The organism is Janthinobacterium sp. B9-8, from assembly GCF_000969645.2.
Classification (GTDB): Bacteria; Pseudomonadota; Gammaproteobacteria; order Burkholderiales; family Chitinibacteraceae; genus Iodobacter.
In genome coordinates, this window is record NZ_CP014222.1 from 2,669,909 (window position 1) to 2,688,879 (window position 18,971).

General features: G+C 48.0%; 11 protein-coding genes. 5 read left to right on the plus strand and 6 right to left on the minus strand.

Annotation, left to right across the window (positions count from 1 at the left end):
* Positions 1 to 566: 566 nt before the first annotated feature.
* The 4 genes from VN23_RS11880 to VN23_RS22295 all read left to right on the plus strand — a co-directional run bounded on the left by VN23_RS11880 (position 567) and on the right by VN23_RS22295 (position 4,114).
* Positions 567 to 1,601 carry a hypothetical protein gene (locus VN23_RS11880; protein WP_052746442.1) on the plus strand — a complete coding sequence of 345 codons (1,035 nt, stop codon included), beginning with the start codon at positions 567 to 569 and terminating at the stop codon, positions 1,599 to 1,601.
* 589 nt (positions 1,602 to 2,190) lie between these two features.
* The gene (gene rsgA / locus VN23_RS11885; protein WP_046350685.1) at positions 2,191 to 3,261 is read left to right on the plus strand and encodes a ribosome small subunit-dependent GTPase A; all 1,071 of its coding nucleotides are present in this window, start codon (positions 2,191 to 2,193) and stop codon (positions 3,259 to 3,261) included.
* A gap of 157 nt (positions 3,262 to 3,418) precedes the next feature.
* Entirely contained in the window at positions 3,419 to 3,886 is a 468-nt protein-coding gene (locus VN23_RS11890) for a DUF1097 domain-containing protein (protein ID WP_046350883.1), read from the plus strand.
* Positions 3,887 to 3,988: 102 nt separating this feature from the next.
* Entirely contained in the window at positions 3,989 to 4,114 is a 126-nt protein-coding gene (locus VN23_RS22295) for a hypothetical protein (RefSeq protein WP_257722027.1), read from the plus strand.
* A gap of 151 nt (positions 4,115 to 4,265) precedes the next feature.
* Here the strand turns inward: VN23_RS22295 and VN23_RS11895 are convergent, their stop codons facing one another.
* Positions 4,266 to 5,372 (minus strand): extracellular solute-binding protein, encoded by a 1,107-nt coding sequence (locus VN23_RS11895; protein ID WP_231743244.1) that lies wholly within the window; start codon positions 5,370 to 5,372, stop codon positions 4,266 to 4,268.
* A gap of 691 nt (positions 5,373 to 6,063) precedes the next feature.
* Between VN23_RS11895 and VN23_RS11905 the strand changes: the two genes are divergently transcribed.
* Positions 6,064 to 7,062: a nuclease-related domain-containing protein gene (locus tag VN23_RS11905; RefSeq protein ID WP_052746440.1), complete on the plus strand. Its 999-nt coding sequence runs from the start codon at positions 6,064 to 6,066 to the stop codon at positions 7,060 to 7,062.
* Positions 7,063 to 7,482: 420 nt separating this feature from the next.
* Here the strand turns inward: VN23_RS11905 and VN23_RS11910 are convergent, their stop codons facing one another.
* The 5 genes from VN23_RS11910 to VN23_RS11930 all read right to left on the minus strand — a co-directional run bounded on the left by VN23_RS11910 (position 7,483) and on the right by VN23_RS11930 (position 18,242).
* Positions 7,483 to 8,799, minus strand: a complete 1,317-nt coding sequence (locus VN23_RS11910; RefSeq protein WP_046350683.1) for a DUF6531 domain-containing protein — start codon at positions 8,797 to 8,799, stop codon at positions 7,483 to 7,485.
* A gap of 115 nt (positions 8,800 to 8,914) precedes the next feature.
* Positions 8,915 to 9,601, minus strand: coding sequence for an Imm26 family immunity protein (locus tag VN23_RS11915; RefSeq protein WP_046350682.1), 687 nt, complete (start codon positions 9,599 to 9,601; stop codon positions 8,915 to 8,917).
* A 60-nt stretch (positions 9,602 to 9,661) separates the two neighbouring features.
* On the minus strand, positions 9,662 to 10,348 hold the full coding sequence (locus VN23_RS11920) for an Imm26 family immunity protein (protein ID WP_052746439.1): 687 nt from the start codon (positions 10,346 to 10,348) through the stop codon (positions 9,662 to 9,664).
* 19 nt (positions 10,349 to 10,367) lie between these two features.
* Positions 10,368 to 14,834: an RHS repeat-associated core domain-containing protein gene (locus tag VN23_RS11925; RefSeq protein WP_052746438.1), complete on the minus strand. Its 4,467-nt coding sequence runs from the start codon at positions 14,832 to 14,834 to the stop codon at positions 10,368 to 10,370.
* Positions 14,835 to 14,906: 72 nt separating this feature from the next.
* Entirely contained in the window at positions 14,907 to 18,242 is a 3,336-nt protein-coding gene (locus VN23_RS11930; RefSeq protein WP_082752764.1) for a type VI secretion system Vgr family protein, read from the minus strand.
* Positions 18,243 to 18,971 lie beyond the last annotated feature (729 nt).

Genomic DNA, 18,971 nt, shown 5'->3' on the forward strand with positions numbered 1-18,971 from the left:
AAACCCAAATCTTGAACCACGGAGTTTCACTGAGAGAACCATTTTGAATAGAGCCGTTAATTGGGTTTTGAGTAATTTCAACCTAAGCAAAGTTGTTTTTATCGCAACACCTAGCACGGGGCTTAAAAATCCCCTTGGAGCACGCCGAAGCGAGGAATAAGCGGATCGGGGTTTCGGAAAAGGGGTAGCGAGGCAGCGAGCGAGCAGCCTTTTTCGCCGAGCCGATTATCCGCAGAGAGGGGCCTTCGTGCTGGCCGGGGCGGCCTTCTTTGGCTTCGTTTCTTGGCCGCGCAAGAAAGGAAGATCCAGCGGGACGCCCGCACCAAAATCAACGTGCCGAAGGCACTAAAAAAATCTTTTTTTGTTTTGATCAACGAACATGAGGTGAAACCCGCCAGATTGCGATAAACACGGCGGGTTTCACCCGCCCTACGAAAAAACGCCCAACTTGATGCGTATTGGGTGGACACGATTTTGTGCCCCACCCCAGCCCCCACCTCTCATCCCCTCTGGCATAAATTATGCTGCTCGCTACTTTCCTTCCGAATTTACTAAAGGGAAATATCATGCGTATCGCGCAGAGTGATTTAAAGCTGACTAGCCATCAGGCCAGCAGCAGCGAAAGCTGGAAATCTTTGCAGGTGGCAGAGGGCGATGCCTCCACTGATCCATCAAAAGACCAGTTTGCAGCTTTCTTTAATCAAGAACTCAAAGCCATGGCTAGCTTACTTCCACAAGCAGAGGCCAAGCAGGCAGATGCCAGCCAAGCTGTAGACAAGAGTAAAGAGGAGCGTTTTCAATCACTATGGGAAATGCTGTTTGGCAGCCATCCCACCAGCAAACCGGCCACACCTTGCCCTGAAAATACCACCCCTACCAACAGCAGCACGGATACAGCAAGTGCCGCCTCAGCCCCTATCAAGCCTCAGCCCATCACAATCAAATTCTTAGCTGTTGAGCATACCAAGACCAGTGAAAGCTGCAGCTTTAATGCCAGCGGCAAGGTTTGCCTGAAAGATGGCAGTACGCGGCAATTTGACGTTGGCTATCAGAATGCACAGAACACAGAAAGCACACGCATCGTGGGTGCAGAGTGGCTTACGCTAAAAGATCCGCTTGTTGTCGATATGGGGCCAGCCACCACTAAGCTCAGTCAGCAAAGTGTGGATTTTGATTTAGATAATGATGGTAAAAAAGAAAGGATGCGCCTGCCTGATGCCAACTCTGGCCTGCTGTTTTTAGACCGAAATCATAATGGTGTGGCCGATAATGGCAGCGAGCTATTTGGCCCACAAAGCGGTAATGGCTTTAGCGATCTGGCCAAGCTAGACGATGACCACAATGGCTGGATAGACGAGGGCGACGCGGCTTATACGGACCTAAAACTCTGGCAGAGCGGCGATCAATCAACCGGGCGGGTTCAAACGCTGGCGCAAGCGGGTGTAGGTGCAATGGCCACAGCCAGCGTGCAAACCGAATACGGGCTTAAAGAAGATGACGAAGTACTGGGCCAGATTCGCGCGAGCAGTGTATGGCTTGGCGAGCATGGCGGAGCAGGCAGCGTGCGGCAAATTGATCTGGCCACCAAGCCGGCCGCCTGAAATGTGATTTCATTAAAAACAACACAGGGGGCAAGTGATTACGCCCCCTCATATCACTTAAGGCTAAGCAAATATTACTTAATCAAATGCCCCAGGAAAGCATAAGCAAAGCCAAAGTAGATAAATACGCCGAGTAAATCCATGATCGATGTAATCAAAGGCGCGCTTCACGTATTAAATTTCAGCGAAAGTACTTGTAATTGAGTTCGATCCCCTATTTTAAAAAAAGGAAATGGGGGCATAGGAACAACTCTAGCCATGAAAGCGCTGTGTATAAAAACATTCGCGGCTAAAGCCGCTGCTATACGTTGCAGATCCTTAAGTTGATAGGATTAAGCAGCCAGCTGAATGCTTTCATCATCTTTGCAACAGTCTTCCTCATCCTGCTTGACCTTGACGACGACCCAGCCTAAATTGCCACTTCCATTCACCGACCGAGGACAAGCCATGAATACATTCGCGCCTATTTCCACTTCGGTCGGATACCTTAGCAAAGTTTAAACCGCTCTTCCCCTATCCGACCGACCCAGCTTCTTGCCCGGCAGCCATCGCTGCATGTGGCTTTTTGACTCGTCTTTCGGATAAGACCATGTACCCCTCTATAGAAAAACTACGTGCTATCGGCTTCGATCAGCATGCTTTACAAGCTTTACATACTGCTCAATCAGAACAAAGCCCCAGCCAGCCTGCGCTGCAACTCGCCCGCATCAGTAATATTCAACGCGATCGAGTCATGCTGCACGATGGCGAAACTGAAAGCCCAGCACGGCTGCGACCTGCGCTGCATCATGAGCTGCAAGCCAGCGCTGAAACACTGGCCGTGGGCGATTGGGTGCTTTTTAGCCAGCAAGATGAGGCATGTGTAGAAAGCATTCTCCCCGCAAGAAATCGCCTAAGCCGCCGTAATGCCGAAGGGCAAAGACAGACCTTGGTCGCCAATATTGATTTGGCTTTGCTAGTCATGGGCCTAGATCACGATTTTAATTTGCGCCGCTTGGATCGCTATCTCACCCTGTGCCTATCTAATGAAGTGATACCGCTACTGGTGCTTAGCAAGGCCGATTGCTCGCCGCAAGCGGCAGAAAAAATTGCACTGGCCCGTGCTCACCTGCCCGCGCATATCGAGCTACTGGCGCTGGATGGCCGGGGCGATTTGGCGAGGGAAGCTTTATTGCCTTGGCTGACTGCTGGCCAAACCGTGGTGCTGCTTGGCTCATCAGGCGCTGGCAAAAGCACGCTAAGCAACACACTTATCAGCGCCCCAGTGCAAGACACCGGCGCAGTGCGCATGGACGATAGCCGAGGGCGGCACACCACCACCTCGCGCAGCCTACATCTTTGTCCCAATGGCACTTGCATTATTGATACACCCGGCTTACGTACGATCAGCCTAGATAGCGATGAAGCAGGCATCCACGCCGCCTTTGCCGATATTGCCGCACTGGCTGCGCATTGCCGCTTCAGAGATTGCCAGCACAGGGACGAGCCAGATTGTGCCGTACGGGAACAAATCAGCAGTGATCGCTTAAAAAGCTTTCATAAATTACTAAGGGAGCAAGGCAGAGAAAGCCAAACCCCATTGCAAAAACAGGCGCAGCTGGCCGCGTGGAAAATACGCAGCAAAAGTGCTAGAGCACAGCGTAAAACCCAGATCGATTAAGTCAGTAGCCAGTGGCTTTAGCCGCAAATACTTTTAGCAGCAACGCTTTCGCGGCTAAAGCCACTCCTACAAAAATCATCATGCAAACAGAAACTAGATTTTAATCAAAGAGAAAGCCGCTTAATCCGCTACACTTCGGCCTTTTTTGCTGATGACTATGAATCCTCTTTTAATGATTGCCATCACCACCGGCGTTCTTTCAGGCCTTTGGGGCTGGGTGGCGGTGTCTTTTGGTTTATTAAGCTGGGCAGGATTTTTAGGCTGTACGGCTTATTTTGCCTGCCCACAAGGCGGCGTGCGCGGGCTGCTGCTCAGCACATTAAGCTGCTGCAGCGGTGTATTTTGGGCAATGGTGATTATTCAAGGTAACGCTTTTACCTCTCAGCCAGAGGTAGCAGGCTATCTGCTCACGGGCGTGGTGGCGTTTTTGATGTGTATTCAGGCTAAGCAACGCTGGCTGAGCTTTATACCGGGTACATTTATTGGCGCTTGCGCAACTTTTGCAGGGAGTGGTCACTGGCAGCAGGTGAGTGCTTCTTTACTCATCGGCTTGGCATTTGGCTATGCCATGAAAAACAGCGGCTTATGGCTAGCGAAGTTAAACCATCGCTCACCCAAGGATTAACACAAGGGTTATATTTGCTTAAATCTGGCTTTTATATCTCTTACATCGGCCTATACTAAAAGTGTGCTGCGCATTTGCCAGCGCCCTAAAAGGAATAAAGCCATGAGCAAGTCTAAACAAAGCGTTAAAGAAACTAAAAAGCACCCACTGCTAAGCGCTAAAGAAAAGAAAGCAGCTAAACAAGTGAAGAAACACGCCGGCGATGCCGTGCCTATGCTTACGAAATAGATCAAATTGCACACACTATTTTTGATATGCGAGGCGTTCGGTATCGAACGCCATGCTATTAAACCCAGCTAAACATTGATCAATACCGCAATAAGCTCACCAAACTTTCATTTAAACATAAGCAGCTTCGTATATCTTGGCGCCTCAGAGCTTAAACTACCGGCTTTTTTGGCCTGCTATTACCGTTTTTGCCATTACCGGAACGGATTCGATCCCAATATTGAGTGCGTAAAGAGAAATCTTCGGATGATTGAATCCAAATAATTTTATCCCGGGCGCTTATATTCGATTTAACCAAAGTATTAGACAAACCCTGACGCTGCGTGAGCTGATTGCTCACCATTTTATCCAGCGTAAAATTAATCCATTGCTCTGCTAATGGCTTATTTCTAGCTTTAATACTAATCGCCCAACAATCAAGCCAAGCCAAAGCACCTTCTTTAGGTACGATATAGCCTACATCTGCCCCTGCCGCACGCAATAATTTAAACTGCTGATTACCATAATTAGCAAACATCAAAGCAGCTTTGTTTTTTATAAAGGCCTGTGTTCCTTCTTCCGGACTATTATAAAAAAAAGGATTTTGATCACGTAATTCCAGCAAGCGATTAACTGAATGTGCCATTTCATTTCTAGATAAATTAAATGGATCTTTAATGCCTATTGTCAGTGCAGCAAAACTAAAATTATGATTACTGCCATCATGTAAAACAACTTTACCTTTATATTTTTTATTCCACATTTCGCTCATTGATGTGGGGGCTTGTTTTATTTGATTTTTATCATAAATCAAACCCATTTCAGAATATGCAAAAGGAATAGCATATAAATAGCCATCTCTGTTAATGCTTTTAATTTTATCTAGTTTTCTAAATCTAGCCAGCTGATGTCTGGTATTAGGAATGCGAGCCGCTCTTATCGGTGCAGCGATCGATTGATCAATATAACGCTGTAATTCTGCCGTATTAGCCGCAAAAACATCAAAAAATTCCCCTCTGTTTTTGCTCAGCTTTTCCCACAAAGCCTCATCCGTATCAATAAAGGTGACCTCTAGACGGGCATCGTGACGCTTTTCAAATTCGCTCACCCAATCCGGGTCTGCATAGCCTGGCCAAGCTAAAACACGCAGCACCTCAGCCGCCCAAACGGCGGACGACGCACTGATGCACACCACCCCAAACGCAGAACGCAAAAAGAAGCGCTTCATTTCAACTCTCAATCTAAAAGGCACCTTATGAAAAATAAATATAATAGGCAATAAATAGATTTATCTTATTTACTGCCTATTATAAATCCCCAAAGTAAGCAACTCAAGAAAAACAGCAAAAAAACCAATCTAGCATATTTTAAAATATGATTATTTTTTCTATTTATTAGTAAAACTTATTGTTTAAAAAAGAAAAACAAACAAACCATCTTAAATATTTTATATAAATATCACATTCATATTATAAAAAAATTAACCAAACGAAGTTTATCTCATCTATCATTAATTAAGTAGGTAGTAAGCAATTAATCAGAAAAAACAAAGAAATCATACTATGCCACGTACATTCAGCCAAGCCTCAAAAACGGAACAAAACGCTAACGAGCTACAGTGAGCAAACAAGAAAACCCATGTGCTTTACCTAAAATAAGTATAGATAAAGGGCAAACAACAAGCCCCAGTAGCCTAGTAATTTAAAACTGAACAGTTGCCATTGCCAGATCCCCCCTAAACCTCCGCCGTACAAGTGTCTGCCTTTCGTGGTGCATTCGCGCAAAACCAGATAAAGCTGCTGGCATAGCCGCTTGGGCTCAGGCCAAGATGACATACAAGCGTGTATCACCCTCGATACCATTAAAAAAACCAAAGCTTACAAAAATTATTCAAAACAATGACTACAAAAACAATATTACAAAACATATAATTAAGGATGTAAAACAACAACCATACTTAAAACTGACTAATGATTATCAAAAATACTGACGATAAACAGCTACAGCTCGATGAACTCAAGCGCTTAACCACCCTCCCCTCAATCAGCAGCAAACAACGAGAGCAAATCGAGCAGGAAATTTATCGCCTACAAAAAGGTCATCAAGGCGAAAAAGACAGCGCATATGAAATTGATTTTTATTTAAAAGAATCAAAAAAATGGGCCGTCATTCATGATTTGCGGATTGAGCATAAAGGACGTGTTGCACAAATTGATCACCTTATTATTAATCGCTTTCTGGAAATATTTGTAATTGAAACAAAGAATTTCTCAGCCGATTTACAAATCAATGAAGTAGGTGAATTTACTGCTTGGTATCACAAAAAACCCATAGGTATTGCCAGCCCTCTCGTTCAGAATGAAAAACATATCGCTGTATTAAAAGACTTAATCAACAGCTCGCCTATGCCCACTCGGCTAGGCATAAGCTTAACTCCCTCTTTTTCTAATATAGTAATGGTAGGTAATCATCAGCGCATTACCAGACCTAAAAAAATAGACAGCCAGAATATAATTAAAGCTGAACAAATCAAAGATTGGCTAACAAAAACCAATGTAGACAATACAAGCGTCATTCATATATTTAGCAGCATGGCTAAGATGGTCAGCGGCGAAACAGTAATGGAAATCGCGGAAATGATTGCCAAGCAGCATTGCCCATTGACGCCTGATTACAAAGCAAAATTTGGAATTAATGAAACAGCAAACGATGCCATCCACCAAACAATAGAAAAAAAACCTGCTGCTGAGTCCACAAATAAACTCACCACATCCAAGCTGGCAGCCAAACTAGGCATGAGTACTCAGCAATTTATTGATAAATTAATTATGGATGGCTTACTTGAACAAACAGGAGAAAAAACCCAATTAAGCGACAAAGGAAAGCAAGCCGGAGGCGAAGCAAAAATCAGCCAAAGATTTGGAGCATATTATATTTGGGATGAAGCTATGGCTGATTGCAAAAAATAATGAGCTAATTTAATAAATAACACAGATTTCAAGTTAAATGGGCCTGATTATGCCTCTTGCTCAATGGACTCTGCGTAGATGAATTTCTTGAGTGCTGGGCTTGGTTTTGAAATTTGTAGGGCGGGTGAACCCCACGATCGATGCTGAATAAATATGCGGGTTTCACCCGCCCTACAATATTTATAATGTTACTAAGCAAGCGGCATAATCAGATAAATAGATTAAGAACAAATACGCTCTTGCCTCAGCATAACTAAGCAGCGCTCAGCATCAAATTGCAATTTGGCCTCGGTGCCATCAGCCTGTTTAACGACCAACAGACTGCCATCGCTGCCATAGCGATATTGGGTGAGATGGCCGCTGGGTAAATAGGCCAGTTTCTTTATGCCGCCTTTGGCATCTTTAATCGCGGTAGGCGCCCTACGGGTTGTAACTATAGCGGGTGGCGTATTGCTTAGGATCGATTTCTTTGAGCAGATTGCCTTTGTCGTCGTATTCGCGCAGCCAAATATTGCCCAGCGGATCGGTAATGCGGATCAGTTGGTCTTTATCATCGTAAGCCATCTGCACGGTGCTATCGTCGGGGCGAATATACAGCAGCAGATTATCGTTGGCATCGTATTCATAACGATCTGAGCTGCCATCGGGATAAACGTGTTTGACTAGGTTTTTATAATCATCGCGAAACAGCCATTCTTCGCTGTTGTCGGGATAAATAATGCGGTAGGTGTAGCCCAGCGCGTCAAAGTAATAGAGCGTTTCATCGCCATGTGCATTGCGCACGGTGGTGAGGCGAAGGTCGTCGTGCCAGCTTAGGCGGATCTCATTGCTGCCATCATCTGCAAACTCACGAATGGCTTTGGATGTAGCGCTGCTGCCATCCCATTCCAGATTAACCCCGCGGCCAGTGCGATCGGTGTAGCGGGTAATCAAGTGGTTTTTATATTGATAATCACGCTGATTGCCGTGCTCATCTTTGGCGCTGATTAAATCACCGTGTTCGTTGTAGCTGTACTCAGCCAACACGCGCCCAGCTGGAAGCTCTTTGCTAGGTGGGGTGCTAATACGGCTGATTTTGCCCGCCGCATTACGCTCAAATTTTGCGCTGCTACCGCTGCTTAAATCTATTTGCTGTAATAAACCCGCCGCATCGTAACTCAATGCCAACGTATTGCCCGCACGGTCTTTAAGCATGCGCAGCATAAAGCGGGATTCGTAGCGCTCGTACACCTCCAGCAATTCATGGCCACGGGTAATGGTCAGCAGGTTTTCATCCAAACGGCTGAGCATCAGGCCTTCAGTGCGGTCTTGATGGTGCTCGCCCACTGCAAGCGCTGGGTAATCCAGGCTACGGCCATCCGCATCAAAGTGACGCAAGATGGGGCCAGATTCTTCGTTAATTAAATCAAAGCGAGTAGATAGCGGGGATGTCCAGCGTGCGCCTAGCTCGCCCTGATCATAAGCGGCCAGCCTAGAGTTATAAGTACGTTGCCAAACTAAGGGCATTACACCGTTAAGGCTAAAATCGGTGTGGCTAAACACCTCATCACCCAGTGCATAGCCAATGGATTTTTTACTGCGTGATTTGCCTTGGGTTTTACATTCTTTGCAGCCATTGGGGCTGAGTTTTGCTTTAGCATCGGCCAAGCCCATGATTTTGCTAACAATAACCGGCTTAATGCTGTTGTTTAAGTGGTTGAGTAAATTGGTAAGCGTTTGTTTAACTTTATCGCTCAATAGCGCCGAGGCAGCTTTAGAGGCAAAGAAAGCGAATTTAACTTTACTCTGACCCCAGTTATTCAGAGTTCTTCTTAAACAAATAGAGAGCAATATTATTGCCCCCCCCATTTATTTATTTATTTTTTAATGCGTCGGTAATCAGTTTTTTAATGTGAGCATCATCATAGTATGTATACATTCTATGGCCGAGGGCTTCCTCTTTGCTAATATCAAATCTAGAATTATCAACTCGCACGCCTTGGAGCTTGCCAGGAGTGCCTGTAACAAAAAATACGTCATTGAATTTTTCAGAGACAACATAATTAGGCGTTTTGTCTATAATTAGCCATTCGCCTTCCGATCGACATTCAAATAAACCATATGGGTTAAGTATTACGGGGCTAATCAGCCATTTATCTGCATAGTTTGGGTCGAATATAGGCTGGGCAGAGAAATAATCATAGATTTCCGCGATCATTCCCATGCCTAATTTTGAGATCAGCCTACCAAAACCATAACGCTGTTCATCATAACGGAAGGCAAATAAATCCCCCGGTACAGGTTTAAACCGCTTTGGCCGTTTGGCCGTTTTTAATACGACTTGCTTAATTTCAAGCTCTTCCATGCCACTGGCAATCTCATCATCTACATTTACTTTAAATGCCAGCGATAAGGCGTATTCAAGCTCAAGCAGGGTTGGTTTTCTGCCTAAGTCCTCGATATACTCATGGCTCAATTCTTTTAAAAAATGCCGTATTGAATCCAGCACCGCATCACCAATAACGGCATCTTTTTGATCGGGTATATTCCACCAGCCCATTTTTTTCTCCCGAGTTCTTCTATAAACAAACAGGGAGCAATATTATTGCCCCCCGTTTGTTTATTTATTTTTTAATGCGTCAGTAATAAGGTCTTTAATCTGAACATCAGAGCTGTAGGTATATCTTCTATGGCCAGTGGCCTCCTCTAAGCTAATATCAAAATCAGAGTTGTTCACTCGTACGGCTTGGAGCTTGCCAGGGGTACCAGTAACAAAAAATACATCATTGAATTTGTCAGGGACAACATAACTAGGCGTTTTCCCTATAATTAACCATTCACCTTCGTTTCGACATTCAAATAAACCATATGGGTTAAGTACTACGGGGCTAATCAGCCATTTATCTGCATAATTTGGGTCGAATATAGGCTGGGCAGAAAAATAATCATAGATTTCCGCGACCATTCCCATGCTTAATTTTGAGATCAGCCTACCAAAACCATAACGCTGTTCATCATAACGAAAGGCAAATAAATCCCCCGGTACGGGTTTAAATCGCTTTGGCCGTTTAGCCGTTTTTAATACGACTTGCTTAATTTCAAGCTCTTCCATACCGCTGGCAATCTCATCATCTACATTTACTTTAAATGCCAGCGATAAGGCGTATTCAAGCTCAAGCAGCGTTGGTTTTCTGCCTAAATCCTCGATATATTCATGGCTAAACTCCTTTAAAAAATGCCGTATTGAATCCAGCACTGCATCACCAATAACGGCATCTTTTTGATCGGGTATATTCCACCAGCCCATTTTGTTTTCCTTGTCTATTTTAACGGTTTAAGTGTTTAATTTCATTGTTATATGCATTTTCAAAGTGCTGCTGCCTTTTGGGGCAGCGTGTTGAATTCTTATGGTCAAATGAGGCAACTTTGTTTCCTCTTTCGTCATAAGTTGTTGCTGTGCTTAAATCTTGTCCAATAGTCCCTGTTTTGGTGCCATGATGCTCAATATTAGCCTGCTCAACACCACGGGCAGTACCATAATCTACATCTCTCCTTATTGGTTCCATGGTCCCTCCTGCTAAGCGCCCACTTTTACCATGTTCTATATTACGTCTATCCAAATCATCCGTTATGCCAACGTAATAAGGAGAGTCGCCTCGGTCTTGACTTTTACCAGGTTCATATAATCCATATACGTTATATCCAGGTGCTGTTTCATGCACCAATCCAAACGGATCAATCCACCCAATCGGATTCGGCGCATATTGGTGTAAATTTCTGCCGCCCGCTAATTTAATCGGGTCACTACTAATAAACCGACCAATCTCAGGATCGTAATAGCGATAGCGGTTGTAATGCAATCCACTTTCTTCGTCGGCGTATTGGCCTTGGAAGCGTAGCGGATTGTTGATGCCTGCTGTTTTAGCCGCTTCGCTGATAATGGTTTTTGCTTCGCCCCACGCTTTATATTCCGCGCTCCACGCAATTTCGCCGTTTTCATCGCTGAGCGTTTGCGGCGTGCCGAGGTGGTCTACGTGGTAATAAGCGGTGTGTTCTTGTTCGCTATCGTTGGTGGAGACGATTTGCGCCAGCGGTACAAAGCTGTTGGGCTCGAACAGGTAGTGGCGGGTGTGTTCGGCGGTTTTTTCCAAGGCGATCACGTCGCCGTCCCAGATGAATGCTGTTTGGCCTAGTGCGTTTTCTTTGCCGATGCGGCGGCCAAAGGCGTCGTAATAATATTGTGTTGCGCCTTGGGCTGTTTGCACTTCACTCAGGCGGTTAAAGCCGTCCCAGCTTAGTTTGGTGATCTGTTCACCGCGTTGTTTTTCGGTGAGATTGCCGCGTGCGTCGTATTTAAAGTGGGTGCCTGCGTATTGTTTCAGCAGGTTATCCAGAATGCGCGGTGTTTGGCTGGGTAGGGTGTTTTCTGTTTTGCCTGCGCTGTCGAGCAGATTGCTGGCGGGATCAAAGGCAAAGGTTTCATGATGTTTTGGTGTGTTGGCGGCGAGCAGCCTGCCTACCGGATCGTAGCGGTATTGCGTTTCACCTTTGCGGCTGTCTTTAATGCCCAGCAGTTGCCCCACCGGATCGTATTGATAGCTGCGGTTGCTGCTGGTTTTGCCGCTGAGTGTTTGCTGCAGCATGCGGCCCATTGGGTCGTATTGGGTATGGCCTTGCAGCTGGTTGGCGAGTTTGCGGCCGGTTTCGCGGTGTAGCTTATCGCGCTCAAAGCTGGTGATTTCTTGCTTATTCCACAGCATGCCGTGCACATGGCCGCTGCCGTAAACCAGCCAATCGGTGCGCTGGCCGTCGGGGCGGATGCTGGCGATGCGGTTGCCCAGCTCGTCGTATTCGTGTTGCCAAATATGGGTTTGGCTTTGGCCAAAGAGCTGGTACTGGTGCTCTTCACGCGTTAAATCGCCCACTTCATCAAAGTTAAACGCCACTTGGCTAAAGCGGTTTTTAGCGATGGCAAGGCGGCCAGCCGGATCGTAGCGGAATGATTCTTTGCTGCTGCCGGTTTTACGTTGCGCCAAGCGGCCTGCGGCATCGTAGTTAAGCTGGGTAAGCTGGCCTGCTTCGTTTACTTCTAAGAGCTGGCCGCAGGCTTCGGCATAGTGGTAGCGGGTGGCTTTGCCATCAAAGCTGTTTTCTTCGATTAAGCGGCCAACAGGATCGTAGCTAAAGCGATATTGGGCGCTGTTTTCATTTTGCAGTGTGGTCAGCCTACCCAGTTTGTCGTAGCGGTAGGCCAGCTCTTGGCCCATAGCATCAACTCGGGAATGAATCCGGCCTGCTTTATCGTAGCCATAGCGGGTGCTGCGGCCTAGGGCATCGGTGTGCGATAGCAAACGGCCTTCGGCATCAAAGTGCAGCTTGGCTTCGGTGCCATCCGCCTGTTTAACAGCCTCCAGCCGGCCATCGCTGCCATAGCGATATTGGGTAAGGTTGCCTGCTGCATCTTGGGTTTCTAACAAGCGGCCATTGGCATCGTAATGCCATTCGGTGCAGGAGCCAGAGCAATCGGTAAAGCTGGCAAGCTGGCCGTTGGGTAAATAGGCCAGTTTTTTTGTGCCACCTTTGGCGTCTTTAATCGCGGTAGGCAGGCCCTGCGCGTTGTAGCTGTAACTGGTGGCGTATTGCTTAGGATCGATTTCTTTAAGCAGATTACCTTTGTCGTCGTATTCGCGCAGCCAGATATTGCCCAGCGGATCGGTAATGCGGATCAGTTGGTCTTTATCATCGTAAGCCATCTGCACGGTGCTATCGTCGGGGCGAATATGCAGCAGCAGATTATCGTTGGCATCGTATTCATAGCGATCTGAGCTGCCATCGGGATAAACGTGTTTGACTAGGTTTTTGTAATCATCGCGAAACAGCCATTCTTCGCTGTTGTCGGGATAAATAATGCGGTAGGTGTAGCCCAGTGCATCAAAGTAATAGAGCGTTTCATCGCCATGTGCATTGCGCACGGTGGTGAGGCGAAGGTCGTCGTGCCAGCTTAGGCGGATCTCATTACTGCCATCATCTGCAAACTCACGAATGGCTTTAGATGTAGCGCTGCTGCCATCCCATTCCAGATTAACCCCGCGGCCAGTGCGATCGGTGTAGCGGGTAATCAGGTGGTTTTTATATTGATAATCACGCTGATTGCCGTGCTCATCTTTGGCGCTGATTAAATCACCGTGTTCGTTGTAGCTGTACTCAGCCAACACGCGCCCAGCTGGAAGCTCTTTGCTAGGTGGGGTGCTAATACGGCTGATTTTGCCCGCCGCATTACGCTCAAATTTTGCGCTGCTACCGCTGCTTAAATCTATTTGCTGTAATAAACCCGCCGCATCGTAACTCAATGCCAACGTATTGCCCGCACGGTCTTTAAGCATGCGCAGCATAAAGCGGGATTCGTAGCGCTCGTACACCTCCAGCAATTCATGGCCACGGGTAATGGTCAGCAGGTTTTCATCCAAACGGCTGAGCATCAGGCCTTCAGTGCGGTCTTGATGGTGCTCGCCCACTGCAAGCGCCGGATAATCCAGGCTACGGCCATCCGCATCAAAGTGGCGCAAGATTGGGCCAGATTCTTCGTTGATTAAATCAAAGCGGGTAGATAGCGAGGATGTCCAGCGTGCGCCCAGCTCGCCCTGATCATAAGCGGCCAGCCTGGAGTTATAAGTACGTTGCCAAACTAAGGGCATTACACCGTTAAGGCTAAAATCGGTGTGGCTAAACACCTCATCACCCAGCGCATAGCCAATAGACTTTTTACTGCGTGATTTGCCTTGGGTTTTACATTCTTTGCAGCCATTGGGGCTAAGTTTGGCTTTAATTTGCGAGCTGACTTGCTCAATCACTTGTTGGGCGCGCTTAGCCACCACTTTCGTTGTTTTGCCTGCAGCCACGGCACCCGCTGCGGCTTTCTTTTTGCCCTTAGTGATTGCGGCAAGCAAGATAGTCAGTAAAGAAAACAGGCTTTGTTTTGCTTTAGCATCAGCCAAGCCCATGATTTTGCTAACAATAACCGGCTTAATGCTGTTATTTAAGTGGTTGAGTAAATTGGTAAGCGTTTGTTTTACTTTATCGCTCAATAGCGCCGAGGCGGCTTTAGAAGCAACCGTCGCTACTGCCTTACGATAAAACTTGCACGCTTCGCCAAAAAAGCTACCTAAACGAATTGCTGGATTGCGAACAAACTCCCCCTTGCTGGGTGCTTTGCCCGCAGGAACACGGTATTTGCCTAATGTGCCGTTGATAAGTTGCTTAAGAAAGGTGGTGAATTCTTCAATCACTTTAGAAACGAAGTTAGCAACTTCTTTCATCATGGGTGAAATCACATTCAGCATCTTTGTAACGGCGTCTTCCGCTTTTTGAGCTAATGCTTCGCTAGCCAAAATATGGCTTACGATAACGTCGACCAAGGCAGGGCCTACTGTTTTCCCGCTACGGATTAAAGCCTGCCTTACGCTGCCAAGCACCGGACGCATTGATATACGTAGTGCCGCCGTGCCCGGAGCGGGGATCAAGCCTATGCCATTAATGCCCACCCCCATCCAATCCCCAAAATCCCCGCCTTCTTTCTTTTGCGAAATATCATAAAGATTGACCAGCATATCCCCCGCAGCAATGAGATTACCAACCACGGGTAAGGCACTGGCTACTGTTTGTAAATCATCAAGAGAAACATGGTTATCAGAAACCTTCTTCAGCCATGTATCAAAGCTGCCTATGGCAGATCGGGTATCAGCGACAGTTTCTTTGCCATAGGGTGCATGTGCTACTTGTCTTGTTTCGCTCATTGAGGCGAAGTCTCCGAATATTTATAAGCCAGCATGGTTTCAAACCATGCCTGTGTTGCATAGGCCAGGTGATTACTTCTTGAGCGAAGCGAGCATTTGTTTAACTTGCTGGGCTTGTTGAGCCGAAGCGTTGGCTTGCCCAACAGCAGAGCTGATTTCTTTTGGCATATGGCTCATTGCTTGGCCCGTAGCAGCTTGTTTTGCCGCATCCATTGCTTGGCTAGGGTTTGAGAATGTGCTTGCTATGCCTTGAGCACTGCCAACCGCAGAACCCACCTCCTTAGGCAGGTAGTTCATTGCTTGGCCCGAAGCCGCTTGTTTGGCAGCATCCATCGCCTGCTGAGGGTTCATTGATGCAAGTGTATTTACCATTTGAGCACTGCCAATGGCTGAGCCTATGCCCTGAGGGACGTGGCTCATTATTTGGCCTGCTGCAGCCTGCTTGGCGGCATCCATTGCCTGAGCAGGGTTAAGCGTAGATAGCGTGCTTGCCATGCCCTGAGCTTTTGCCACCGCAGGTAATAAGCTGCCTAATTGTGCGGATGCTTGTTTGGCAATGGCATCTGTATCTATTTTGCTTGGAACATCTTTTAGCAGCGGAGTCTCAAAAGTGCCTGTGGGTGCTTTTGTTTGGCGTGGATCACTTAAGAACCGAGCGCTGACGGCACCCATCGGCAAGCCAGCAATAACGGCATAACCTTTATCATCCAGCATGCCTTTGTGAACCTGGCCTTTTAAGTCGGTCACAATATATTGGCCGCCTTTAATGGCCTCAGCATTTTGGTAATGATGGAATAGCTCTAGCTGCCCAAGGCCATCTTTACCTTTAAATGTTGGCATAGGCACGCTTTGGCTCTTCGGCCCGCTCCAATCATGGCTGCCGCCCTTAATACTGACCTTCCCCGGCGCATGCAGCTCGATTTTGCCGTCTTTGATGCGGATATAAGCGCCACCGGCGGTGAGCAGGATTTCTTGTTTGGCGTTGAAGAGGCCCTTGCCTTTGATGGCGGTGAACCTGGCATTCTTGTCGGCGGTGATTTCGATATCGTCGCTTTGGGCCTGCATTTGCAGTTGGCCTTTGGCGGCGATCAGTTTCATAACGATTTTGTCTTTAATGCCGCCGGTAAACAGGCTGATGTGTGATCCCACGTTGTGTATCCAGCGGCGGCCGGTGCTTTGGTTGGTGTCACGCTGGGCGACTTGATCGAGGTTGCTGCCTGCGCTGAGGGTCTGGCTTTGCGGGGTGGTGATGGCTACACCATCCTCGCCGTGCAGCAGGATGATTTTTTGCAGGCCTGCCTGCTCTTTGGATTTGCTTTTGCCGTCTTTATCGGTGTTGCTGCCTGCTTCAAAACTTTTGCTGGCGTGTACGTGATGGTAAAGGTGGCCATGGGTGGCTTTGTCGCCTGCGCTATTGTCGGGCTTGACGGTTTGATCGTCGTCACCGGTTTCGATGGTGTCGGCGAGTTGTTTGGTCGCGTATTCGCCGAGGTTTTTGGCGATTTCTAAGGCGGATTCGAGCTGGCTTTGGGCGGGGCTGCGGTCGAGTTGCTTGCCGCTGGCGCCGCCTTTGGCTTCGGTGCTGATTAATAGGCCGCTGGCGCGGATTGCACCTTGTTTGTCGGTGCGCAGCTCAAAGCCTTCACCGCGTGGCTCGCCTTTTCCGTCGGTGCGCGGATGGATTAAATAGCCGAGGTTGAGCTGGGTTTTGCCGTGCTCGCTGGATAATTTGGTGCGAACTTCGCCTTTTGTATCATCAAACAGCAGCTCGCCGTATTGGCCGCCCTCAAATTCTTTGCTTTTGATGCCAGACAGCGTTTTGTTGGCAGGCAAAGCGCCTGCGCCGCTGAAGGTGGGCACAGGGTGGCTGCCGTTGTGGACCACGGCAGTGACGATGGGGCGGTCGATATCGCCTTCGATAAAGTCGACCAGCACTTCCTGCCCGATGCGCGGGATAAACTGGTGGCCAAAGCCTGCTCCGGCGGATGGCATGGAAACGCGTATCCAGCAGGATGATTTATCGTCGAGGTTGGCTCCAAACTCCGGGTGCTCGGCGGCACGCTGCCAGTGGAACTGCACTTTTATCCGGCCTTGCTCGTCGGTATGGACTTCCGATCCGGCAGGGCCAACCACGGTGGCGGTTTGTACGCCAAAGCTTTTGGGCTTGCTCAATGCTTCGTGGGCAAAGCGCGGAGTAATCGGCTGGCCGCGTCTTTGGGCAGTGAAGTCGGCTTGGTAGGGCTTGGCATCTGCCGAGCCAGTAGCCAGCAGGCTTGGAGACACTTGCAGTAGTTGCTGGGTAAGATCCACTGGCAGATTATTCTGCGCGGTGAACTTTAGCTCGGTAATGGCGAATTCGCGCTGCTCGGCCGCATCCCATTCGTGGGCGGGGTGGTCTTCTAATCTGAACCATTGCCCCGCTTGCAGGCTGCGCAAAGTGCCAGAGCCGGTGAAGGATTTTTTCTGGCTATCTAAAGCTTGCTGGCGCAAATTAGCATAGTGGCTTAGGCCTTCTGCATCACTAGCGTAATAGTGGGTTTGGGCGTCGTAATCTTCAAAGCTTGATTGGATTTGCTGCCCGCCATCGCCTTGGTCTACAGCGCTATGGTCAGCTGTGTGGCTGGTGCTGGCAGCTTTGTAATTAAAGCTGGCAAGCGATACCGAGCTGCTGCCTACCTGCCGCTGGCTATTCCATGTCGTAAGAGAATCGCTCTCCTCCGTCGCATCAGCGCGGTGAAAGCGTACCTGGCTGTCTTGCGCCTCGGGCACGGCAAAAGCATCGTCAAAGATAACAAGCTGAACCTGAGGATTGTCACCCGCCTGATGAGCAAAACGCCATGCCAAGCCTTCCTCTTGCATCAGCCTGACTAAAAAGTCGTAATCAGATTCGCGGTATTGCAGGCAATAAGAGCGTGGCCCGTGCGTGCCGGATAATTTGAAATCCAATGTTTGCACCGATGCAAATACAGGGTTTTTAGCCTGATGCTCGGCTAAAACCTGCTTCACGATATCCGGCACGGATAAATCCTGGAACACGCGGGAAGTGCGGCGGTATCTAAGTAATGCAAACGGTGGCTCTACCGTCAGCGAGTACTTTGCAAAGCCCCCATCAGAACCGAGTAACTGCGCCTGCGAGATCACTCCGCAACGCTCAATCTCGCTGCCATTGGCATCGGCCACAGTCAAAACAACCGGCAGGCCAAGCAGAGATTTAAGCTCTAAGCTGCCATCGGGGGAAAGGCAATCAATCTGGTAGCGATAAGCCTGATTCATCCCCTCGCTGCCGCTGACTTGCTGCGGCAACAACTGCCCGCCCCACGCCGCCCCGTCGCCAAGTTGCAGGCTGATAAGGCGTTGATCCTGATTAAAGGCCGCGGCAAAAGAAGCAAGGAGATCACTAGGATTCATAAAAATCAGCAGCTTAGATGAATAGAAGCCGCAATATTACACAATGCTTCGACTAATTACACCTTTCCGTTGTTTTTACTTACTATAATAATAAGCACTTTAATTTATTGACGTTAACCACAACGCTTTATGACAAGCGAAAGCCCCCTTCCTGCCAACAGCAAAACCCAAATCTTGAGACACGGAGGACTCAGAGAACACGGAGAAAAACAAAGACGGAGTAAAACCGTTTGGCTTGGCTTGGCTTGGCTTGGCTTGGCTTGGCTTGGCTTGGCTTGGCTTGGCTTGGCTTGGCTTGGCTTGGCTTGGCATATTTTCAGCACCCAACCATTTAAATTTATATCGCAGCGCATAACACGGGGCTTAAATCATCCCCTTGAAGCACGCCGAAGCGAGGAACAAGCGGGCGGGGTTTCGGCGAGGACTGTCTGAGCGAAGCGAGTTCCGCAGCCGCCGCTCGATTGTCCGCAGTGAGGGGTTTCGTGCTGGCCGGGGCGGCCTTCTTTGCTTACTTTCTTGGCCGTTCAAGAAAGTGAGTCCCCCGCGGGGGATTCCCACTCCTAAATCAACGTGCCGAAGGCACTAAAAAATAAAGAACAAACAATCAATTCAATTTATTTAAGCAAAAACAGGCCAACTTAGGTGATTTATTCAGCAAAGCTACCTATTTTTTACAATTGCACGTTGGGCAAATAAACATGCAAAACTTACCGAGCTACCGAACAGAAT